Below are 21283 nucleotides of genomic sequence, written 5' to 3'. Positions count from 1 at the left end.
ACCTTCGCAGAAAGGCCCCGCCCAGCTCGCCGCCTCATTCAAAATCATCCGGCCGGCCCAATTCCACGACCAATGGGGCGAGATAATGCCTGACAAACGACGGATTCGTCCAGCCCATGTGATCCCCCATGTGGCCGTACCCGCGCATCTTCGGGTCCCACTTGATCTGCTGGAGCTTGCGGTAAAGGTCGCCGTCCGCCGATTCGCTGCCCGGCCGATTGAATCCCATCGCCCCGGCGGCCGGCGTGTGCTTGCGATCGATGGTCCCGGCCACGCTGGTGCCCACCCCGAGGAACCCGGCATCAAGCTGCGAGTAGTAATTGAAGATGCCTCGGCGCGTGTTCTTCAGCGCCGGCCGAAGGTCGTAGTCGGGGCTCAACGCCGCGGCGAGAAGGATCACCGAGGAAATCGGCTTGTCCGCCGGGAGCATCTCCGCCGCAAGCACGGCGATGCCGCCGCCGCCCGAATGCCCGATGACGTGAACATCGCGCCCCGGATGGTCTTTCAAATAAGTAACGATGTAATCGCGCAGGCTGGCCGCCATCGCCCGATTGCGCTCGTAGTCCGCCAGATTGATCAGCATCCCGCCGGGAATGCGCGTCCCCCAATCGTAAATCTCAATGGCATTCTCCACTCCGCCATCGGCCAGACCACGGGCAAGGTTGTAGTTCCAGTAGCTCGGCCCCTCGATGCCGGGCAGAACGATGACCAGCCCCTTCTCCTGACGCTCGGGCGTTTTGAGATCATTCAGGCTGCACGCCGCGGACAAGAGGAGAAGCGAAAAGATCGCCGTGACAATCAGAACCGTTCGTGGATGAGTCTTCATGTCATATATATCGGGAAGCCGTCGGTTCCCGCTCGCCTGAAGCGGACAAAACCCGATGGCGATGAAAACAAGCTGATTTCCCCGGGAGCAGACGGGATGGGCCGCCTTCGGCCGAATGGGCCCCTGGTCCGCCGGACCCCGTGGATCGCCGCAATTGCCCTACTGTTGAGAAAGCCTCACGGCCGCGTTGATCAGGCCGAGGTGAGAATAGGCCTGCGGGAAGTTGCCCAGCGCGACTTTCTCGACCGGGTCATACTCTTCGGACATCAGGCCCGTAGGCCCCGCCAGGGCGCAGTACTGTTCAAACAGTTCTTCCGCCGCATCGCGTCGACCGATGGCGGCGTAAGCTTCAATCAGCCAGGCCGTGCAGAGGTTGAAGCCCCCTTCGATCCCGGCAATGCCATCGTCGGCGCGATAGCGATAGACCGTCGGCCCCACCCGCAACTCTTTCTCAATGGCATCCACCGTGCGAACGAACCGCTCGTCGGTCGGCGCAATGAGCCCCGACAACCCAATGGCCAGTACGGCGGCATCCAGATGCTCATTCTCATAGGTGCCGCTGAACGCCCCCAGGTGCTCTTTCCAGCCGTGCTGCAGGACATCCCGCGCAATCGAATCTCGCAGATCGGCCCAGTGCGACCGCTTGCGCCCGAAGTACCTGGCGACGGCCAGTGCGCGATCGACCGTCATCCAGCACATCGTCTTCGAATGGACATGATGGCGACGGGCGAGGCGGATTTCCCAGATGCCGTGGTCGGGCTCCAGCCAACGGTTCTCGACGGCGGACACCATGTTCTCCACGAGACGCCAGTGTTCAGAGGAAAGCGCCGCGCCGTGCTCGGCCAACAGCGCCACGAGTTCTGTAATGGGACCGAATACGTCGAGTTGCACCTGATGAGACGCGAGATTGCCGATGCGCACCGGCCGACTTCCCCGATAGCCGGTCAGGCTGCCGATCTCCGCTTCCGGCATGAGGTGACCGCCTGCAACGGTATAGACCGGGGCCAGCGATTCCGGCGAAGGACACCTCTCCAGTACGCCGAACAGCCAGTCGAGAAACTTCATGGCTTGTCCGGTTGTCCCCAGCCTGACAAGCGCCGAGGCGGAGAGCGCGGCATCCCGAGGCCAGCAATAGCGATAGTCCCAGTTTCGAATGCCGCCAATGTGCTCCGGCAGGCTCGTCGTGGCGGCGGCGGCAATCGCGCCGGTCGGTCCGTGGAACAGCGAGCGAAGCGCAAGAGCGCTGCGCCTCACGAGTTCCGGCCGAACCGACGGAAGCACCAGCGTCTGTGTCCAGGTCGACCAGAACTGTTTCGTTTCCTGTCGCCGATGCTGTTCCGGATTTCGACGCGGCTCGAGATTGCCGGTCCCGTAACGAAGTTCGAGTATAACGGGCTCATCGCCGAGGTCGATTTCCGCCGCCGCGTACTGGTGCGGACCATCCTCCACGACGCGCCACTCGACGCCCGGCGAATACAAGACGATAGGATCGAGAAACCCATCGACCTCAAGGCCGCCGTCCACGAGAATCAGGCGCGTCGGCATTCGTCCAAAGTCGATCTTGGGCGCAAAGGTAATAATCGCGCGGCCTTTGCCGCGAATGACCCGGATAAGGTCCGTCCTCCCTGCCCGCTGAAAGGCTCGGCCGGCGGTGCAGTCGAGATAATCGGTGACCGTCATATCCTTCCAGCGCGTCTCAAGTACAAACGAGTGATCGACGTACGACTGCCCGATAGGCCCGTCGGCGCTCACCGGGGCGATGGCGAAATAGCCTGCATAGGGGCCGCCCAGAAGCTCGGCGAAGAGCGGCGAGCCGTCGATGCGCGGCAGACACAACCAGACAACGCGACCCTGCGGGTTCACCAGCGCGGCGGTGCGCTGGTCGGAAAGGATGGAGTGCTGCTCAATCGGGGCGACCAGAGACTGCGCAAGGAATCGCTCGCGGGTGACCGCGAGATTCGTGAGAAGTTCGCGGACGGCGCCGACATCTTCAACGGTCAGAGAGGCCAGCGTCGCCCCCTCGCCCACCTTGATGGAGACGTCCGGCGGCGCCATGACGGCAAAGGCCTCCTCGTCGGTCTGGTCATCGCCGATGAAAACAGAGGCGGTCGCCGCGAGCCGATATCGAATCGACTGCAGCGCACGCCCCTTGCTCATTTCGACAACCGCCAGTTCGATCACGCATTTTCCGGGACGAATAAAAACGCCCTCGAGTCTGGCGGGGCCGGCGAGCAGCGCCGACTGAACCTCATCGCGATGGGCCGCATCCACCGAGCGATAGTGTGCGGCGACGCTGGCGGGCTTGCGTTCGATGAGCATGCCGGGGAATCTCGATGCGATCTGCTCGACCTGCTTCTGCAACTCGTCAAGAAGCGACACCGCCGCCTCGGGCAGGCCGGATGCGAAGGCGAGGCTCGATTCCGATCCGTGGCTGCCGATCAGCTCAATGCCGTCGACATCGCCCATGAGTTTCTGAAGGTCGGCAAGCGCCCTGCCGGAGATCACCGCGACGTGGGTCTGTGGCAACGCAGCGAGTTTCTCGAGCGCCTCAACCGCCTCCGCATCCGGCCGGGCGGCGGCGGGGTCCTCGACGATCTGCGCGAGGGTGCCGTCGAAGTCACAGGCGACCAGGAGGATCGGCGCCGTGGCGATCTCAAGTACCGATGGTTGAAGCGGATTCATCTCTCCAATGCCTTAAAAAACTTCTCGGCCCATGCGTGGACGTCGTGCCGGCGGACCTGCGACCGCAGCGACGACATCCGATGCTTCACCTCCGGGCTCGGCAGGTGCAGGGCCGTATCGAGCACGCGGACCATGCCGTCGATATCGCGCGGATTCACCAGAAGGGCTTTGGTGAGTTCGTTGGCCGCCCCCGCAAATTCACTGAGCACAAGGACACCGGAATTCGCGGTTCGCGTCGATACGTATTCCTTCGCCACCAGATTCATCCCATCGCGAAGCGGTGTCACAAGCATGACATCGGCCGCGAGGTAATAAGCGACAAGCTCGGATCGCTGAAGGCGGCGACGGTAATAGTGAACCGCCACGCGCCCGGGAACGCTGAACTCCCCATTGATACGGCCGACAATGGCCTCGATATGCGACCGCATTTTGACATACTCGTCCACCGACTCGCGGCTGGGCACGGCGACCTGCATGAAAAGGCAGTCGTCAACCGTGACGACCTTGCGGCGCAGGAGTTCCTCGAAGGCCAGAAGTCTGCCATCCATGCCCTTCGTATAGTCGAGACGGTCGACGCTGAGCAGCAGCTTGCGCGTCGAACCGACCTTGCGGCGAAGATCGAGGGCCCTGCGGATCGTGGCGGGCCTCTTCGCTTCCGATTCGAAAGACTTGAAATCGATGGAGATCGGGAATGCTCCGACCTGAACCGACCGATCGCCATAGCGCAATTTGGAGTCCGATCCCGTGGCCGAAGTGAACCGGCGCGCCGCGCGGGAAAAGGCGTGGACATCCGCGGGGGTCTGAAACCCGACAAGATCAGATCCGAGGATGCCCTGAAGAACTTCACAGCGCGTCGGCAGCCACGCGAAGAGCTCGTCCGGTGGAAAGGGAATGTGCAGGAAGAAGCCGATGCGGACGTCGGGTCGCAATTCCCTCAGCATGCGGGGAACGAGTTGGAGGTGGTAGTCGTGTATCCAGACGAGTTGGCCGCGCTTGGCCTGCCTGGCGGCTGCCCGGGCAAATCTCCAGTTGACATCGACATAGGGCTTCCACCAGGCGCTGATGAACTTGGGGGCCCGAATCGCGTCGTGATAGAGAGGCCACAGGGTTTCGTTGGCAAACCCTTCGTAGTAGGTCTCGATTTCCTTTCTGGTCAGACTGACGGGAACGATATGAATGCCGCCGGACTCGAAAGGCCTGATGGCGCTGCCGGCGACGCCGGGCCACCCGATCCACGACCCGCCGTGGCGAGCGAGAATGGGGGACATGGCGGTGACAAGACCACCGGGGCTGATCTCCCATTTGCTGGTGGCGCCTTTTGCGGCGCGGTGCATGGGCAGTCGATTGGCGACGATGAGAAGTTTTTTTTTGTGCGGCATCGCTTGAGGATAAGATGTTTGCGGCTGACCTTGTTATGCGTACGTTGGATGCCACAGACCTTAATCGCAATCGCGCTATATCGCCACCCTCTTGTGTTGCTGCGATGAAGCCCGCGTGACGCTTGTCACCCGAACAGCTCATTGCGATTCGCGATCGAGGCCCATTCGCTTGATGCGCGAAGCGAGGGTGGTAGGCCTCATGCCGAGCAGGTCCGCGGCTCCGCCGGGCCCGTGCACGCGGCCATTGGTCTGCGCCAGCGCGGCTCGAATATTCTCCTGTTCGATGCGCTTGATCTCCGACTGCGGCACAACCGCCCCGCGATCCGCGAGAGATGTGGCGTGGCGGCCCTTCTGCCGTACATTCGGGAAATCAAATCGCAGCACCCGGTTTCGCGAAGTGATAACGGCTCGTTCGATCACATTGATGAGTTCACGCACGTTTCCCGGCCAGGCGTAGGCCTGAAGCGACAGAACGTTGGCCTGCGTCAGTTCGACATCCGGCCGGCCAAACCGTCGCTTCGTTCGATTCAGGAATTCGCGGGCTAGCAATGGAATATCTTCCGGACGGTCGCAAAGCGGCGGAACTTCGACTGGGAAAACGTTGAGTCGATAATACAAGTCCTGCCGGAAGGCGCCAGCCTCGATCTCCGCTTTCAGATTCCGATTCGTGGCGGCGATAACACGGACATCCGCCTTTAAGGTGCGCTCGTCGCCGAGCCGCTCGTACGTGCCCTCCTGTAGTACGCGCAGCAACTTGCTTTGCAGATCGAGGGGAATCTCGCCGACTTCATCGAGGAAGAGCGTGCCGCCATGGGCCATCTCGAATCGTCCGGCGCGGTCGCGAACGGCCCCCGTGAATGCCCCTTTCACGTGACCGAAGAATTCACTCTCGTAGAGTTCGCGAGGGATCGACGCGCAATTGACGCGCACCAGCGGGCGTCCCTTTCGAACACTACGCTGATGAATCTCCTGAGCTACGAGTTCCTTGCCGGTACCCGATTCGCCGAGGATCAGCACATTGGCGTCGGTGGGGGCGACAAGCTCAATCTGTCGGACAATTGCCCGCATGGCGGAGCTTTGCCCGAGAATCCCCCCGAAGGCCCGGGCATCTGAAACCTCTTCCCGAAGGTACTCATTTTCGAGTTCGAGCTGTGCGCGGAGCCGCTCAATCTCTTCAAAGGCGCGGGTATTGGCGAGTGATGCAGCGACGAGATCGGCAATCATGCGCAGCCAGTCAAGGCAATGCGCGGTAAGGACGGACCGAGTGAAGATGGCAAGTACGCCGAGGACTTCGCCTTTGAAGATGAGCGGTTGACCTTCGAATCCGAGAATCCCCTCGTCTTTGGCCCACTGGGGACTGACGATCCAGGTCGAATCCTTGCTCGCGTCGGTGACGGCAAGGCAGTCGCCGGAAGCGGCGACCCGGCCGACCTTGCGAACACCCAATGGCATGCGTCGGAATTCTCCATCGAGGCGACTCCAGCGTTCGCCGGAGTCTCGCTGGGATCGACCGGCGCTTGCGACGAGGTGAAGACATCGCGAGTGGTCGGGGCATTCCTTGCGCATGGGGCAGCTTTGACAGATGTCGCCGGGAGCCATCAGCCAGATTCTCGCGAGGGCAATCTGGGATTGCTCGGCGAGGCGTCGAACCACGGTTCCAACAACCGCACTGAGCGTTCGTTGTTCGTTGACCTCGATGAGAAGGTCACGAAGTCCCTGGGACACGGACATGCCCGAGTCGAGTTCAGCCATTACGCAGAGCATAGGACGACGGTGACGAAATGTCGCTACGAAGTCTCGTCATTTACGAAATTGCGTCGCCAAGAGCGATGTCACGAAATAGTTGTAATTATAATAAGTGCAAACAGATATAAATCACTTCTAGAATGGCACATTCGTTGCAATCCAATGTGCAAAGCACGGCAATTCGCCATGTGCAGAAAGGAAAAGCAAGATGCCACGAATCAAAGCACTGACAACGTCGGAAGCCGGCGAAAAAGCTCAAACCCTCCTTGATGGCGTGGAGAAGAAGCTTGGCAAGGTTCCCAACGTCATGCGAACGATGGCCCATTCGCCCGCAGTGCTCGAGTCCTATCTGGGATTCAACACGGCTGTGTCGAAGGGAGTGCTCCCGGCAAAGCTTCGCGAGCAGATCTCGCTCGTCGTCGGGGAGTCGAACAACTGCGAGTACTGCGTGGCGGCCCACTCAGCACTGGGCCGACTGGCCGGTCTGAGTGCCGAAGAGATCGCCGCTAGCCGACGCGGCACGTCCCCGGATTCCAAGACGGAAGCAGCCCTCTCGTTCGCTCGCAAAATCGTCAAGGAGCGCGGCCTTGTCAGCGATGATGACGTAGCGTCCCTGCGCTTAGCAGGCTACGACGATGGGGCAATCACGGAGATCGTCGCAAACGTCGCGCTGAACATCTTCACCAACTACTTCAATCATGTGGCACAGACTGACATCGACTTTCCTAAGGCCAGCGCGCTGGAGGCGAGCCCTGAGCGTGCCTATTCCGTTTAGAAACTCCAAGTGGCTGAAGGACGGTGGTGGAAGCGGCCACCAGCCGTCCTTCGGCCTCCTATTATCGGTCTGTTTCGTGATCGTCACGATCCGTCATCGATAAGCAAAAGCGAACCAGATGGCTGACCGACGCAGGGGCGGAGGTCCGCCCATGCAATTGCCCGTCGTCGATCCATCCGTCCGATTTTCGTGTGGGAGTTGCACCGCCTGCTGCAACCAGCCGTGGCGCACCGTCATCGAGGAGAAAAAGGCGGCAGCACTAAATCGTCACGACTTCTCGGCCTACCCCGCCCTGCATGGCAGAAAGTTCTACCAGCGTGCCGCGGATGGCAGACCCGGCTACTTCGACCTGGCCAAGGGCGAGGGCAACCGATGCCTATTCCTTGACACCGACGGGCTGTGCATCATTCACAAGGAGTTGGGCGCGGCGGCCAAGCCGGACATGTGCCTCCAATTCCCTTATCTCCCCTCGCGCACGTGGACCGAGCATCGCGTGTCGGTGAACTTCGGTTGTCCATCGGTTCAATCTCGGCGAGGGGCCCTGCTGACGGAGCAGTCGGACGACATTCAACGAGCCACGCGACTCTCCGATCGGCCCTTTAGGGGTACGGGCGTCCTGGTGCCGCTGGATGCGACGACCACCGTCTCACACGACGAATTCGAGGCGATCATCGAACAGGCGATGATGATCTTCGACGACGCGAGACCCGCGGATGTGTGGAGCCGATTCGCGGAGTTGACCGGACTGCTCATCGGCGTCCGCGACTTCGAGAGAAACCATCCGGAAGGCGGCGGCCCGGGCATGCTGACATTCCTGGACGACAGGAAATGCGGCTCCATCGCGCCGGCAACCAAGGGAATCATCTCGTTTGAAGACGCAGCGACCGCGCCGATGCCGGTGCGAATGCTGTTCGCGGCAACGCTCTTTCCCGACACGCTGCCTGCAACCTCCAGCGGTCGCGTCGGGCTGTTCAGGAGACTGACCCTGCTGCCGAAACTGATGTCGCTGGCAAGGCTTTCCGGCGGCTACGCTTCGCGAATTCTGGGGCGCAATATCTCGATCGACGCCGTCGCTGGCCGGTCCGCCGGCGGAGCGATGGATGAGGCCGCGACCAGCCTGCTGCTGCGATACTTTCGATCGCGATTCTGGCAGCGGATGATCGTCGGCACGCGGCTGCCGATCATCGCGGGCGTCCATCAGCACATCCTCGATCTCAATGCAATCCTCTTCATCGCCCGAGCGGAGGCTCAGTCACGCGGCGATCACAGATTATCCGAGGCGCATGTCCGCAAGGCGCTGACCGGCGTGGAGTTTCATCTGGCGAATCAGACTCGAATGTACGAGCAGACGCTCAAGGGCTGGTTGCGAACGCAGCTTTGCGATGCCGGTCTGGCGCTGCAGAGCCTTCGACTCATGGCGCCGATGCAGGAGCCGGCTTCCGTAAAATGAGCACGCCCCCGGCGAGGTGCCGAGGGCGCGCGTGACGGGGGCCAAAATGAAATCGCGAGACCGCGCGAAACTTACTTCTTCGCGGCCATGAACAACTCGTCCGCCTTCTTCCAGTTAACGACGCTCCACCATGCGGCGATGTAGTCGGGCCGACGATTCTGATAATTCAAATAGTAGGCGTGCTCCCACACGTCGAGGCCGATGATCGGCGTGTGGCCGGTCATGTACGGCGAATCCTGGTTGGCCGTGCTGAAGACTTCGAGCTTGCCATCCTTCCAGGCGAGCCATGCCCAGCCGCTGCCGAATCGGGTCGCTGCCGCGGTCGCGAACTTCTCCTTGAAGGCATCGAAGCCACCGAAGGCGCCGTTGATCGCCTCGCTGATCGCGCCGCCGGGTGAACCGCCGCACCCTTTGCCCATGATCTGCCAGAACAGCGAGTGGTTGGCGTGACCGCCGCCGTTGTTAATGACAGCCTGGCGAATCGTGTCGGGTACCTGGCTGATTTCGCGGAGGAGTTGCTCGATCGGCTTCGCGGCCAGGGCAGCCTGGCCCTCCAGCGCCTTGTTCACGTTGGTGACGTAAGCGTTGTGGTGTTTGCCGTGATGGATCTCCATCGTCTTGGCATCAATGTGAGGGGTAAGTGCGTCGAACGCATACGGCAGAGCAGGTAACTCAAAAGCCATGGTCTTTCTCCTCAGAGGCTGATGGGAAGATATTGGTCTGAACCAGGAAGAATTTAGCGCTGCCTCGTGCATAGGTCAAGAGAACCTGTTAATCCGGGGCGTATTGACGAGGTAAGGAAGGCTTCCCGCCTCATCGGGGCAGCCCCGGCCATCGACCCCTTGGTTTCGCCTACTGGCGTGGCGGTGGTCTCGCGAAGCGGGTAACGTGCGTGCCTGCGATACGTGCACGGCCATGTGCCGGGCCGTGATTCGCACTTCCGGGAGAATGATCCAATGGCGAAAAGGCGATGGCCGGCTTTGCCGGCGATGTTGCTGGCGTATGCGGCGTTGGCGCCGATGGCTTCGGTCCACGGATGGGATGAGGAGGGCCACGTTATTGTCACGCGGATGGCGTGGGAGAAGCTCCCCGACGACATGCCGAATTGGTTAAAGACGCCGTCCGTGAGGTACAGACTGGAATATCTCTCAGCGGAACCGGATCGGTGGCGCGGCCAGCACAACGTGCACCTCGATCACATTAACAATCCCGATCACTACATCGACGTGGAGGAGCTTGCTGATTTCGGCCTGTCGCTGAAGACGCTGCCTCCGCTTCGGCGAGAGTTTCTCGACATTCTTGCGACGCAGCGTGCCCAACATCCCGAAAAATTTCCAGGCTACAACCGCAAGCGCGACAAGTTATACACCAGGCTGGTGCCGGGGCTTTTGCCTTATGAGATCGCTGAGATGCAATGGAAACTGGCGGCGAGCTGGACAACGCTGAAGACCTATGAACTTCACCGATCGCTGGTCACTGACGAGATGATCGAGAATGCCCGGCAGAACATTGTTTATCAGATGGGCATCCTCAGTCACTTCATTGGCGACGGAGCTCAACCGCTGCACGTCACGCGACACCATAACGGCTGGAAGGGCGACAATCCCAAAGGCTATACGGTCGACTCGGGTTTTCACGCCTTTATCGACGGCGGTGTCATCGCCCTGCACAAGCTCACATCCCAAAACATGGCTTCGCTTGCCGCTCCGCCCAGCGAAGTTTCGACCGAGCAATACTGGACGGACATCAATGCCTACCTGATGGAGACGTTTGAGCAACTCGAGCCGCTTTACGAATTGGAAAAGAGCGGCGACCTCAAGGAGGCGAAGGGCAAGGCGTTTATCCAGGATCGGCTGAAGGCCGGCGGCGCCATGCTCGCCGGCGTGTGGGTCGCGGCGCATAAAGGGGCGGTCATCGATGACTTCCGAGTAAAGCGACTCAAAGAAAAGGGAAATAAGCCCGCTTCGACCGATTAGGCGCCGGTGTGTTAATCGTCCTTTTCTGTTGATTCGCGAACGGGGACATCGGGTTCGGCCGGCGGCTGGGCGGCCGGTGGCTCCCAGGTCGGCAGTCCGGCAATCGGAGTCTCCAACGGCAGCCAGCGGTCGACAGGAATCGGATATACATCGCCGCCAAGCAGCGTCCCGGCTTCTTCCTCGGCCTCCGCGGCGCGATCCGGCTTATCATCTTCCTTCAGCTTCTTTGCCCAGCCCTTAAGCACTTCGATGCGGACCCAGCGAACCGAGTCGGCGGCCTGCTTGCGCGCCGCGCGGTCCCGATCCTCAAACCAGGCATCCGCCCGATGCGCTACCCGAAAGGCGAGGGCCAGCGCCGCTGCATGGTCGCCGCGATCCGCCAGACAGAGACATCGTTGAACACGGGCATAAAAGCCGATCGACCGGGCGGTCGGCGTCGTCAGAACCGGTCGCAGCACCTGCAGCGCGCGATCCGTTTTTCCGGCACGACGATAGGCAACCGCCTGCCACAACTTGGCGGACTCGACAAGCTCTTCGCTTGGGTCGTCGGCATAGAGGGCCAGGCCGATGCATGCGTCGATCAGGCGCCGCGGCGTTTCATCCTCCTTCGGGTCGAGGGCCAGCGCGGCAAACATTTCGGCGAACGCGCGGAGGCGATCGAGGTGGTCAATCGCTTCGGCGGTGGTGTCCTCGTCGAGCGCAGCGCCGGACAGATCGTCCGATGCCTTGTCGATGTTCTCAATCGCGCGAGCAGCCGAAGCACCCAGCGCACGACGATCAAATGCCCGCTCGGTCAGGAGTGCCGTGAGTGGCGCGGCACATTCCTGAGTAAGGATACACTCAATCGCGCCGAACCTGGCCGAAAGGCGTTCCGCGGCGCTCGTCGCCTTGTCGATGGAGTTTTGGAAACGCTCACACGAAGTCGTTTCGATCGCCTGATTGAGGCTTGAGTCTTCCTGCGTGGTCGGCCTTGATTCGCCGACAGGCGATCCCGTCAGAATGATTCCCAGGATGGCTGCGGGGAGGAGTGAATGGGTTTGGAATATCACGAGGGCCTACCTTGAGGGGCCGATTGTCCGGTGCCGTCACGTGCCGGGTTATGGGCGTATACGCTTACGGTGCGAGATTATACGGTCTGAGGGGCCTCCATCAACGCCGGCTGATTGCGGACCTGCAAATTGTGCCGAAGTCGCCGGGTTAGGTCTTAAGGTTGTTCAGGTCCGGGGCCGATGCTAAGATGAGCCGGACCTCGCGAGACTGCCGGCATTCGATGAGGTTTTCATGCCATTCGTTAATCGTATTCTAAAACTGGAGAGTCGCCTTGTACTTGCGATTCTCGTCATTGCTCTGACATCGGGCTGCGGGTTCAACGCAATCCAGCAGGCGACGCTTCCGGCGCAGGCCGCGGGACTCACGCTTGCCGAGTTGGATGCGATTCTAAGTAACTCGGCGCTGACGGATATGGAGCAGCAGGACGCGATCCGTGCGGCGATCGGCGCTCCTATGGATGACAGCGGCGACCGACTGGTCAATTTTCTATTCAACTTCACAGTACCCTGATGTCCCTGGGGGGCTTCGTGCGGCTGTGGGATACTCGGCAGAAACAAGGAGTATGAAATGAAGGGAAGAAGTAAGCTGTTTTGTTTGTTGTTTGCCGGCGGAATCTTTGCCGGTTCGGCAGGTTGTGATGTTCTCATCCTTCCGGGCGCCCTCGCTAAGCTGGCCAACAGCGCAATCGGCGATCTCACCGCAAGCGAGATTCGAGCCCTGAGCCAGATTGCCGTGGAAGTGATAAACTCTCAGGCGCCGGGTACGGGTGCAATACCCCTGACCGAGGCCCAGTCGCAGGCCCTCGTGAACTTCCTGGATGCCAACAACGTTCAGACCTTCGAGGAACTTGAAGCCCTGCTCAATGAGGCTCAGGGCGACCCGTCGGCCATTCAGGGCCTGGAGGAGCTGGCGGCTGCCTTCGCGGGCGGCGATCAGGAATTCGATCCCGACAATCCGACGCAGCAGGACCTCGAGGAGATCTTCAGCTTCGCACAGCAGGGCGGCGCAAACTAAAGCCCGCCGATCGTAGGGAATATCAAGCAAAAGGCCCGCTCGAGGTGACTCGGGCGGGCCTCTTTATTTGTTCAAAAGTTTAGGTCGTTTGAACGAATAAAAAACTGATTGGTTGTGCGCCGCGATATCCGGCGTGGTGGGTTGCGGTGGTGCGGCGAACGATGCGTTTAAGGAGGCGGCGCCCTGGAGCGAACGCCGGAGGTTGCATTCGTGACGTGCACATGATCCTGACGGGTTTGCGCCACTCGACCAGAGTGGTCGGCCGCATCATCGGTCTCGGCTCCTCGGGCGACCCATGATGGGTGATTTCTCCTTTCGGGGTTTAGCAAGGCATCGCCGCCTGGGGCGATGGGCTCGTTAACCACATCGAAAGAAGGCCGGCGCTCATCCTGGCCGGCGTTGCTTTCTCGCCGCAACTCCGCGGCGATCCGCTCATTCTCGCTGGTGGATGTCGCGTCTGAAACCGGCTCCCAGGCAAGCGCCCCAAAGGCTGCGCCGGCAGAAAGCGCCAGCACTGCCCGACCGGCGAACTTCAGTCGCGTCCATTCCTTGTTCGAGTGCTGCCGCCGCCCGCCTCCGGAGTGTATTGGGCCATTCATAGCGCAGCTCCTGAAAAATTGGTTCGATCCGTCGTTATCTTTCCCCGAACCGAACTCTGATCGGCAAATCCGGCGCGGACGCAACTGGCAAACCGCGCGATCCAGCGATTTTTTTCTAAAGCAACCGCGGCGAAAAAAATCAAACTGGCGAAGCGGTTATTCGCGGACGTGCATTTCAGTATGACAGGAGGCCCCGCAACCGGTTCTCAGCCTTGTGAGACCCTGGTCACCTCGGCGATGCGGGCAAGTTCCCCTAAGAAAGCGCGGTGGTCACGGTGGAACTCGCAATACCTGATCTTTGCGATGCAGGTAGACTCCGACGGGCTCTCAAATCCAAGAATCTCGGGATAAAGGTAGTCATCGATGATTTGTTGAATTGCCAGCCGTGTTTTTCCTTGTCGAGGATCAAATTCGACGAGCAATGTCGCGTTTCGGCAGGGGCCGTTCACCAGATGATCGACGTGCTTTGAGGCCGCGAGCGTTGATACGATCAGGAGCATGAAGAACACACCTGCGACCACGTAGCCGCCGCCGATCACCATGCCGACCGCCGCAGTCGCCCAGATGCCGGCGCCCGTGGTAAACCCGACGATGAGCCGCCCCTCTCGAAATATCGCGCCCGCCCCGAGGAAGCCGATGCCGGAGACGATCTGGGCGGCAATACGCGCACGATCAGTTGTTCCTTGTGCCATCAATATCGAGGCCTGGGTAAAGATCGCCGAACCCAGGCAGATGAGCGCCATCGTCCTGAGTCCCGCGGGCTTCTGTGCATGGCCGCGCTCAAGACCAATGATGCCGCCGCAGATCACCGCGGTGATGGTCACGATAAGCCCCACGACCGGAGTCGAGAGAACTTCATGCAAATCACCGATCCAAGGCTGAATGGATTCCGGCATACGCGAAGTGCTCCACCTGGTTAACCAAGTAGATCGTCAACGTCCGACGAGGCCATGTCAACCCTGACGACCTCGACGGAGAATCAGCGGAAAAACCGCGATGAGAGGCAGAAGAACGGAGGAGCCCGCACCGCAAGTTCCGCACGTGGGAGTACCCTGAACAGCCGGAGGTGAGCCGGCATCCGGCTGCTGATCGGGATTAGGCACGAGGGGATCGCTGTCGCATTTGTCGCCGAACCCGTCGCCGTCGCCGTCAGCCTGATCGAAGTTAGCGGTATTCGGGCAATTGTCGCAGGCCGTTCCGCGACCGTCGCTGTCGGGGTCGGCCTGGTCGACGTTCATCTTGCTCGGACAGTTGTCACAGGCGTCTCCCACGCCGTCGCCGTCCGAATCCGGCTGAGTCGAGTTCTTGAGACTCACGCAGTTGTCGCAGGCATCACCGACGCCGTCGCCATCGATGTCCTGCTGCCCGGGATTGGCGACGTTGATGCAGTTGTCAGGACCATCTTCAATGCCGTCGCCGTCCGTGTCCGCCAGTGTGATGATCAGGCTCCAGGACAACAGGGCACCGACCGCGCTGCTACCGCCGTCAATGACGCCCAGGGTCCATGTACCGCTGGGATTCGCGCCATCGAAGAAGCTCATCGGCGTCGTTTCCGGCATGTAAGTTCCGGTGCACGCATGGGCCATGTTTGCGCACGGTCCGCTGATGATATTCGTGGCCGCCTCATCATTGAGCGTCACGCTAATGTCATCGCCGCTGTTGTTAAACGTTCCGACCTCGGAAAACAACTCGCGAAAATTTCCGCCGGGGTTGGCCAGCAGCACGCGGATATCGCCGCGCCAGGTATGTTGGATATTGATTGTCATATCAAGATCGACAATCTTGGCGTTGCTGCCGAGATTCGGCACGACGACTGTCGACGGCGTCATCGATCCGAACGTCGTTCCCGGGGCTCCGGCCGGGATGACATTGTTGCAGCCGGTACCGAACTGGGCGCAGGTAAAAGTTCGAACGACGACTGCCGAAGCCGGCATCGCGAAAAGTGCGCAAGACATCCACGCGACGCAGACAGCCCGTAGATTCAAGTTCATAAACGCCCTGGAAAACAGACAAGGCCCGACCTCGAAAGTGCCGGTCCAGTGTGATTCTAATGCCCGCCGGGTAGCGAAACAAACGTCGCGAAGTGCTGGTGAACAAGGTGCCGGACCAACGCCCGATGACCTGAAGCGATCCTAGCCCGCCACGCCGTAGTAAGTCTCGATCGGGCACTTCACCCGCTCTCGAACGACTCGGGCGATTGCGTCCAGCTCGGCGTCTTCCAGGGGCTTGGCATAGGCCTCCGTGGTTTTTCGTGCGATGGTGTAAAGCTGGATCAACTTAAGCTTGCCGCCGGCCGCAAGAACTTCGTTTAAGCGCTCGCAGTATGCCAGCAGTTCCACTGAAGGCGGCGGCTCGTCGTGAACGCGCATCCATAAGGATTGGATCACGACGGCTCTTTCCTGCGCGACCTCGGTGATGTTCTTCATCACATGGGACAACGGAAAGTTCGGGCGATTCACCAGTTCGTAGTAGGCCTGCGTCCCGGCGTCGAGTTTTGCCCAAATCTCACCATTGTTCTCATCGAGAATAGAAAGGCCCCGCCGGACGTTGGGCTTGTTGAGATAGCATGCGTCAGTGATGAGCACGAGCTTGGTGTCGCTGAGGTTCCTCCGCTTCCGCGCAACCGCGGCCAGTTGAACTGCCTCGGCGAATTCTGGATACGTCGTGGGCTCGCCATCGCCGCTGAAAGCAATGTCACAGACTCGGCGGTTCGCCTCGGTCACACTGTCGAAGGGCGACTCGACCCAAAGACTCCCATCGAGGGCCGCATCGAGAAGCCGGTCGAGTTCGGTCGCCACGACGGCCAGATCGACCTTTTTCGCCGTTCCCGGCGTTGTGCGGTCCACCTGGCAGTAGATGCAATCGAAATTGCAGGCCTTGTCAGGGTTTAGGTTGATGCCGATGGAAAGGCCGCCGCTGCGCCGCGAGACAACCGGATAGCAGTAAATCAGATCATGCCAGGCTCGGCCATGCGACTGATAGGCAACAGGCAAACTGGTTTTTTTCGCATCCGGCATGGAGAATTCTCGCTTTCGCCCGGCAACGGCAATTCCTGACCAGCTATCATAGCATTATGGAGCCGTTTACCCCGCGCGGCATTGAAATTGCCAAAGTACCCCTTACAGTTCCCAAGACAGGGGAAAAACGTGGCCGGACATTCGGCTTATGTAATCCGAAGAGAGAGGATTCTTGAACACAGGCACTCGACAACCCACGGCCTCGCAAGACCGGCGAAAGTCGTATTGGCGACTGCTCTGGGCCGTCGTCCTGCTGCTCCACGCCCCCATTACCATTGGCGTCTTCTCGGCGATCTGGACTCAATCGGGCCCCATTCGCTGGTCGTCCGTACTGCTCCTGACCCTTGCCAATGCCTTCTTCGTACTCGAAGTCGTTTGCGCTTACTCGCTGCGGATTCTTTCCGATCGGCGAAAGGTCATCACCTTTCTCGTTGTCATCGCCCTGCTCCACGTGGGCGTCATTGAGCGGGCCATGCCCGACTTCGTCCGCGATGCGGATATTCAGTATTGGCTGTTCCTGGCCACGGCTTCAGTTGCTTCGATCGCCGTGATGCTGCGAGCGCTTCGGACGATCTCCTCGAAAATCGCCACCGCTTTGGCGACCAACCCACATGCCCATGCGTCGCGCGATCGGTATGCGCGCAGGGTCGATTTGGAGCACGGCTTTCGATCGGCGGTCTTCGGTCCGCTCTGGACGCCGCCTCGCGCCCCGCCTCAGTTCTCTCTCTGATCTGCCCCCCTCCACACTGTGTGATCGGCGCGATGCGCCTTTCACCAATCATACTTGTTCGCGTTTTCAATTGCACGGTCGGGTCGCGCTCTGTGATCTCCCCTGAAGGAGATTCCGACGATGCCGCACTCGGAAACATTTCGTGGCGACAGCCTGCCATGCTGTGGTGCGCTTCCCCCGCGATCGTGCGAGTTCGGGGCTGTGACTTCGAGAGCGAGGAATCTCGACGAAGTCACACAAAGAGAGAGGAATTTCTTGATGCGACTTTCTACCGCGGCGTTTGCCGCGATATTGGCGATGAAGGCGCCGGCCGCCGCATCACATTTTCAGTTACTCACCGGCGCCGACGTTGGCAAATACCCCGGTGCGAGGCGGTCGGTGAACGCCGTTCCCGGCCCGAGTTTCGCGGGCGCATTTGATGACGGCGACCGGTTGGCAGGCACCGGCGACATCGGCGGCGACATCGTCTATGTCGGCAGCGGTCAACCGGTCATTCCGCCGAACAACGTCGGTGCATTCAGCTTCCTGTTCCGGCGCGGATCGGTGCCGGCGTTCCCATTCTTCCTGCCGCTCATGGGGATCGACTATCTCGGCGGCCCACTGCTCGATCTGGACGGCGATACCGTCAACGGCACACGAAGCTACATTCCGGTTTCGGGTCAAAGCGCGGTCGCGATTCCCGGATCATCCAGTTTCATCGATCTTTCCATTGACACCGTCGACGGCTCGATCACCCTTAACAATTTCGACGCCACAGGGACGGCCGAGGGCGCACCGGGGTTCGACGGGCGCATCGCCGTGACACTCGTTACCATCGCCGGAACATCCCCCACCGGCGCGCAGTCCGGCCCGATCAACCCGGCCATGGACACGCGCGTCGGAACATTGACCGCCTACCTGGGAATCAGTGGAACACTGACCGGCGTTCACCGTGTGCAGGACCTCGGATACGAACTTTGGTACGACTCCATCTCGCCCGATACCGGCACACCACAGCTCCTCGGAACCATCCAGCATCTTGGCAAGTTCCGCGGCTGGGTCGTCGAGCGTGATTGCGCTACCGGACAGTTTCCGACGCTGGCGGGACAGGGGCTCGGCGCCACGCTGTGGCCCCAGGTTGATCAATCGCAGATCGGCGCGGTCTGGAACACGGCGATCAACGTCTTCGGCCCAACGGCGATGATCGAGAAGGGATTCTCCACCGACAACTTCGCGACCGGCGACGACTTCACCATGCCGAATAACGGCGGCATCGCCCTCGCGGATGCCGGTGGCGACCTCGGCGCGTACTTCGATACCGTCGTCGTGCCTCATCTTGACCCCGCCGCGCAGTCATTCGTCTATCTCGAATCGGCGGGCTTCGGCATCAACAACAGCGGCGATCCCGTCTTCACCGACACGATCGGCTATGACGTCGTCGTTGTCGCTCAATCAACCGAGGCCGCGGTCCTGATTGACGGAGACATCGACGGCAACGGTGTCGTCGAGTTCGCCGATGCCGACGCTCTCGTCGCCGCACTGCTCGACCCGCTTTCTCTCAACGCATGTGACGCGGCTCGGGCGGATGTGAATCAGGATACTTTTGTGAACGGTCTGGATGTCCAGGCCTTCGTGGATGCACTGCTCTAATCGCCGCGGGCCTCGACGGCTTTGCGGCATAATGAATTGATGAATCTCTTGAAAGGGGAGGATGAAATGATGAATCGGACAAGTTTGGTTATTGTGATCGTCGCCGCCGTTTCGGTGGCACTGATGTCGACGCCTGCACAGGCGGAGGACTTTCAGCTTCTGACCGGCGTCAACGCGGGCATGTCGCCCGGCGCAGCCCGAACGGTCTTCGCCTCCGGCCCCCCCGCCGGCGCGCCCGGCTCATTTGTTGACGGTGATCGCCTCGCCGGCACCTCAGGCAGCGCCGCTGCTCCCTACCTCGGAACCGGCTCGCCGCTCCTCACGCCCAATCAATACGGCTCGCTGAGTTTCCTCTTCCGGCGCGGCAGCATTCCGCTCGGCCCGGCTGGACAGCAGCCGCTGCTCAACGTCGACTACCTCGGCGGACCGCTGCTCGATCTCGACGGTGATCTGGGCAATGGCTCGCGCCGCCTGACACCGCAGGCCGGACAGACACCGGTCGAAATCCCCGGCACGAAGAGCTCCATCGGCCTCAGCCTCGATACGGTCGGCGGCTCCATCGGCCTCACCAGCTTCGATGCGACTGCCACGAACTCCGGCTTCCCCGGCTTCGGCCCGAACATCACCACGACGGTCAACACCCTCGCCGGAACGCAGCCAAACACCACGCCCGGCGCCGCGATCAATCCCGGCGTCGACACGCGACAAGGCTCGATGAGCCTCTTTGCCCCGAATGTCTATCAGGTCAGCAATCTCGGCTACGAGATCTGGCACGACTCGATCGACCCGACCAGTTCGACCGCCTCAACCCTCGGGACGTTTCAGTACCTCGGCAGCTTCCGCGGCTGGGTCATCGAACGCGACATCAACGGGAACTTCCCGACACTCACCGGCCTTGGTCTCGGTTCGACCCTCTGGCCGACCGTGAACTCCGCAAACGTCGGCGGAATGTATGTCCAGTCCGGCGGCGCGCCGCCCATTGCCACTATCACCAACGGCCCGGCAAGCGACCAGTTCAGCGCCCCCAACAACGGCGGCCTTCCGCTGACCGATTTCGGCGGTGATCTCGGTTCCTATTTGGACAACGTCGTGCTGCCGCTCGTCGATCCGCTTTCGCAGCGCATCGTCTATCTGGAATCGGCAGGCTTCGGCATGAATAACAGCTTCGACCCGATCTTCGGCGACACCACCGGCTACGACGCGGTGCTGATTGCCCAATCGGAGCCGATCCCCGAGCCGACCGTGGCCACGTTGCTGCTCATCGGCGCGGCGCTCTCGATGCGAAAGATACGACGCTCGGTAAGTCGCGGCTGATTGGGTCAGGAGCATGCGACACGGACCGTCGGATGCACAGAGTCATCACGGCGGCGGGTGAATCGTCGCCCGCCGCCCGGTTTGAACGGAAGGATGTCAGCCATGTACGCTCCTAGAGTTCGGCGATTGGCCAAACGACCAGCATTTACGCTCATTGAGTTGCTCGTCGTCATCTCCATCATCTCGCTGCTGGTCGGTATCGTGTTGCCCGCCCTCTCGGCGGTACGGCGTCATGGCACAAAGATGTCCTGCCAGACACGCATGCATGAAATCGCCCGTGCCATCTGGGCCTACAGCGTGTCAAACGACAACCGCGTGCCGTACATCGTCTCTTCGCTCACCAATACCTCCTTCGGCAACATCAGCACCATGACCGACGAAGAAACGAACCCCTACGACCGCGAGCGATGGCCGGCCTCGCTGCCCAATGTCCTCATGCCGCTTTACCTCGGCCAGGATGAAAAGATCTTCGTCTGTCCGGCGGCGATTTACGGCTGGCCCAAGGCGTCCAAGAGCTACAGATTTACCTATCGCGATGCCGGCGCCAATCAACCCAACGGCAGTTTCGCTGCGCCAGGCGACTATCTCCGCGAGAACTTCGGCTTCATGGACGGCCGACCGATGAACGAGCTTCGCGTTCACTTCACAGGCAATCCAATTACCGACCTGCAACTTCGCAGTCGACTCCGCAGCAGTTACGTTCGCGACATGATCAAGTATGAGGCCGGCAAGGCCATCGGCCCGCACAACGGGGGCATCAACCTGCTCAACCGCGAATTCGGCGTCGAGTTTCGCGACCAGAAGACCGTTCAGACGGAACTGGCCTTCGGCGCCGCAGGCGTCCAGTTCTAGGCAAGTTGGCCCCTCAGACGCCATTCCTCGCGCGCATTTCCACGCAGCGCGCGAAGCCCCATCGGCCTCCTTCTCGCCTTTCCCTCCTCCCACTTGACAGCCCCCTTATAATCAACAGATGACCCTTCAAGACCGGCCCGTCGCTCCCCGCCATGAATCGCGTGGGCCGTCGTCTCCCCATCACCGCCAGACACGGAGCCGATTATGAGCGACCCCCACTCACTCGCCGCCATCTCCGCGACCT

The 21283-nt window shown here is 60.8% G+C and carries 19 protein-coding genes; 9 read left to right on the top strand and 10 right to left on the bottom strand.

Annotated features, from left to right (window positions below; genetic code table 11):
* Positions 1 to 34: 34 nt before the first annotated feature.
* From HS101_13270 to HS101_13255, 4 genes are all read right to left on the bottom strand, one after another.
* Positions 35 to 826 (bottom strand): alpha/beta fold hydrolase, encoded by a 792-nt coding sequence (locus HS101_13270; GenBank protein MBE7507234.1) that lies wholly within the window; start codon positions 824 to 826, stop codon positions 35 to 37.
* A gap of 159 nt (positions 827 to 985) precedes the next feature.
* Positions 986 to 3508, bottom strand: coding sequence for a trehalose-phosphatase (gene otsB, locus HS101_13265; GenBank protein ID MBE7507233.1), 2523 nt, complete (start codon positions 3506 to 3508; stop codon positions 986 to 988).
* Complete coding sequence (locus HS101_13260) at positions 3505 to 4887, bottom strand: trehalose-6-phosphate synthase (protein MBE7507232.1); 1383 nt, start codon at positions 4885 to 4887, stop codon at positions 3505 to 3507. The genes otsB and HS101_13260 overlap by 4 nt, the downstream gene beginning before the upstream one ends.
* Positions 4888 to 5025: 138 nt before the next feature.
* Positions 5026 to 6651: a sigma 54-interacting transcriptional regulator gene (locus HS101_13255; GenBank protein ID MBE7507231.1), complete on the bottom strand. Its 1626-nt coding sequence runs from the start codon at positions 6649 to 6651 to the stop codon at positions 5026 to 5028.
* Between the two features lie 190 nt (positions 6652 to 6841).
* Here HS101_13255 and HS101_13250 point away from each other — a divergent pair, with 190 nt between their 5' ends.
* Both HS101_13250 and HS101_13245 read left to right on the top strand, forming a co-directional pair.
* Positions 6842 to 7408, top strand: coding sequence for a carboxymuconolactone decarboxylase family protein (locus tag HS101_13250; GenBank protein ID MBE7507230.1), 567 nt, complete (start codon positions 6842 to 6844; stop codon positions 7406 to 7408).
* A 151-nt stretch (positions 7409 to 7559) separates the two neighbouring features.
* Entirely contained in the window at positions 7560 to 8858 is a 1299-nt protein-coding gene (locus HS101_13245) for a YkgJ family cysteine cluster protein (protein MBE7507229.1), read from the top strand.
* A gap of 71 nt (positions 8859 to 8929) precedes the next feature.
* Here the strand turns inward: HS101_13245 and HS101_13240 are convergent, their stop codons facing one another.
* The gene (locus HS101_13240) at positions 8930 to 9541 is read right to left on the bottom strand and encodes a superoxide dismutase (GenBank protein MBE7507228.1); all 612 of its coding nucleotides are present in this window, start codon (positions 9539 to 9541) and stop codon (positions 8930 to 8932) included.
* Between the two features lie 273 nt (positions 9542 to 9814).
* Between HS101_13240 and HS101_13235 the strand changes: the two genes are divergently transcribed.
* Positions 9815 to 10834: a hypothetical protein gene (locus tag HS101_13235; protein ID MBE7507227.1), complete on the top strand. Its 1020-nt coding sequence runs from the start codon at positions 9815 to 9817 to the stop codon at positions 10832 to 10834.
* A gap of 11 nt (positions 10835 to 10845) precedes the next feature.
* Here the strand turns inward: HS101_13235 and HS101_13230 are convergent, their stop codons facing one another.
* Positions 10846 to 11883 (bottom strand): hypothetical protein, encoded by a 1038-nt coding sequence (locus HS101_13230; protein ID MBE7507226.1) that lies wholly within the window; start codon positions 11881 to 11883, stop codon positions 10846 to 10848.
* Positions 11884 to 12115: 232 nt separating this feature from the next.
* Between HS101_13230 and HS101_13225 the strand changes: the two genes are divergently transcribed.
* Both HS101_13225 and HS101_13220 read left to right on the top strand, forming a co-directional pair.
* Positions 12116 to 12394 (top strand): hypothetical protein, encoded by a 279-nt coding sequence (locus HS101_13225; protein MBE7507225.1) that lies wholly within the window; start codon positions 12116 to 12118, stop codon positions 12392 to 12394.
* Between the two features lie 57 nt (positions 12395 to 12451).
* The gene (locus tag HS101_13220) at positions 12452 to 12898 is read left to right on the top strand and encodes a hypothetical protein (protein ID MBE7507224.1); all 447 of its coding nucleotides are present in this window, start codon (positions 12452 to 12454) and stop codon (positions 12896 to 12898) included.
* 167 nt (positions 12899 to 13065) lie between these two features.
* Here the strand turns inward: HS101_13220 and HS101_13215 are convergent, their stop codons facing one another.
* The 4 genes from HS101_13215 to HS101_13200 form a co-directional block, all read right to left on the bottom strand.
* The gene (locus HS101_13215; protein ID MBE7507223.1) at positions 13066 to 13497 is read right to left on the bottom strand and encodes a hypothetical protein; all 432 of its coding nucleotides are present in this window, start codon (positions 13495 to 13497) and stop codon (positions 13066 to 13068) included.
* 206 nt (positions 13498 to 13703) lie between these two features.
* A complete protein-coding gene (locus tag HS101_13210; protein MBE7507222.1) occupies positions 13704 to 14393 on the bottom strand; it encodes an MgtC/SapB family protein in 690 nt (229 codons plus the stop codon).
* A gap of 57 nt (positions 14394 to 14450) precedes the next feature.
* Entirely contained in the window at positions 14451 to 15056 is a 606-nt protein-coding gene (locus HS101_13205) for a thrombospondin type 3 repeat-containing protein (GenBank protein ID MBE7507221.1), read from the bottom strand.
* 573 nt (positions 15057 to 15629) lie between these two features.
* Entirely contained in the window at positions 15630 to 16514 is an 885-nt protein-coding gene (locus tag HS101_13200; protein MBE7507220.1) for a radical SAM protein, read from the bottom strand.
* Positions 16515 to 16686: 172 nt separating this feature from the next.
* Between HS101_13200 and HS101_13195 the strand changes: the two genes are divergently transcribed.
* From HS101_13195 to HS101_13180, 4 genes are all read left to right on the top strand, one after another.
* A complete protein-coding gene (locus HS101_13195; protein MBE7507219.1) occupies positions 16687 to 17244 on the top strand; it encodes a hypothetical protein in 558 nt (185 codons plus the stop codon).
* 258 nt (positions 17245 to 17502) lie between these two features.
* The gene (locus HS101_13190) at positions 17503 to 18873 is read left to right on the top strand and encodes a hypothetical protein (GenBank protein ID MBE7507218.1); all 1371 of its coding nucleotides are present in this window, start codon (positions 17503 to 17505) and stop codon (positions 18871 to 18873) included.
* A gap of 66 nt (positions 18874 to 18939) precedes the next feature.
* Entirely contained in the window at positions 18940 to 20187 is a 1248-nt protein-coding gene (locus tag HS101_13185; GenBank protein MBE7507217.1) for a hypothetical protein, read from the top strand.
* 102 nt (positions 20188 to 20289) lie between these two features.
* Positions 20290 to 21039, top strand: a complete 750-nt coding sequence (locus tag HS101_13180; GenBank protein ID MBE7507216.1) for a type II secretion system protein — start codon at positions 20290 to 20292, stop codon at positions 21037 to 21039.
* The last annotated feature ends 244 nt before the right edge of the window (positions 21040 to 21283 follow it).

This window comes from Planctomycetia bacterium (genome assembly GCA_015075745.1).
Taxonomy (GTDB): domain Bacteria; phylum Planctomycetota; class Phycisphaerae; order UBA1845; family UTPLA1; genus UTPLA1.
This window is presented reverse-complemented; position numbering and strand designations above follow the sequence as displayed.

Coding starts and splice junctions, on each gene's coding strand:
- HS101_13225 (MBE7507225.1), top strand. CDS start 12,116: ATGCCATTCGTTAATCGTATTCTAAAACTGGAGAGTCGCCTTGTACTT.
- HS101_13220 (MBE7507224.1), top strand. CDS start 12,452: ATGAAGGGAAGAAGTAAGCTGTTTTGTTTGTTGTTTGCCGGCGGAATC.
- HS101_13205 (MBE7507221.1), bottom strand. CDS start 15,056: ATGCCGGAAACGACGCCGATGAGCTTCTTCGATGGCGCGAATCCCAGC.
- HS101_13210 (MBE7507222.1), bottom strand. CDS start 14,393: ATGCCGGAATCCATTCAGCCTTGGATCGGTGATTTGCATGAAGTTCTC.
- HS101_13270 (MBE7507234.1), bottom strand. CDS start 826: ATGAAGACTCATCCACGAACGGTTCTGATTGTCACGGCGATCTTTTCG.
- HS101_13240 (MBE7507228.1), bottom strand. CDS start 9,541: ATGGCTTTTGAGTTACCTGCTCTGCCGTATGCGTTCGACGCACTTACC.
- HS101_13200 (MBE7507220.1), bottom strand. CDS start 16,514: ATGCCGGATGCGAAAAAAACCAGTTTGCCTGTTGCCTATCAGTCGCAT.
- HS101_13185 (MBE7507217.1), top strand. CDS start 18,940: ATGATGAATCGGACAAGTTTGGTTATTGTGATCGTCGCCGCCGTTTCG.
- HS101_13250 (MBE7507230.1), top strand. CDS start 6,842: ATGCCACGAATCAAAGCACTGACAACGTCGGAAGCCGGCGAAAAAGCT.
- HS101_13255 (MBE7507231.1), bottom strand. CDS start 6,651: ATGCTCTGCGTAATGGCTGAACTCGACTCGGGCATGTCCGTGTCCCAG.
- otsB (MBE7507233.1), bottom strand. CDS start 3,508: ATGAATCCGCTTCAACCATCGGTACTTGAGATCGCCACGGCGCCGATC.
- HS101_13245 (MBE7507229.1), top strand. CDS start 7,560: ATGCAATTGCCCGTCGTCGATCCATCCGTCCGATTTTCGTGTGGGAGT.
- HS101_13260 (MBE7507232.1), bottom strand. CDS start 4,887: ATGCCGCACAAAAAAAAACTTCTCATCGTCGCCAATCGACTGCCCATG.
- HS101_13215 (MBE7507223.1), bottom strand. CDS start 13,497: ATGAATGGCCCAATACACTCCGGAGGCGGGCGGCGGCAGCACTCGAAC.
- HS101_13235 (MBE7507227.1), top strand. CDS start 9,815: ATGGCGAAAAGGCGATGGCCGGCTTTGCCGGCGATGTTGCTGGCGTAT.
- HS101_13180 (MBE7507216.1), top strand. CDS start 20,290: ATGTACGCTCCTAGAGTTCGGCGATTGGCCAAACGACCAGCATTTACG.
- HS101_13190 (MBE7507218.1), top strand. CDS start 17,503: ATGCGACTTTCTACCGCGGCGTTTGCCGCGATATTGGCGATGAAGGCG.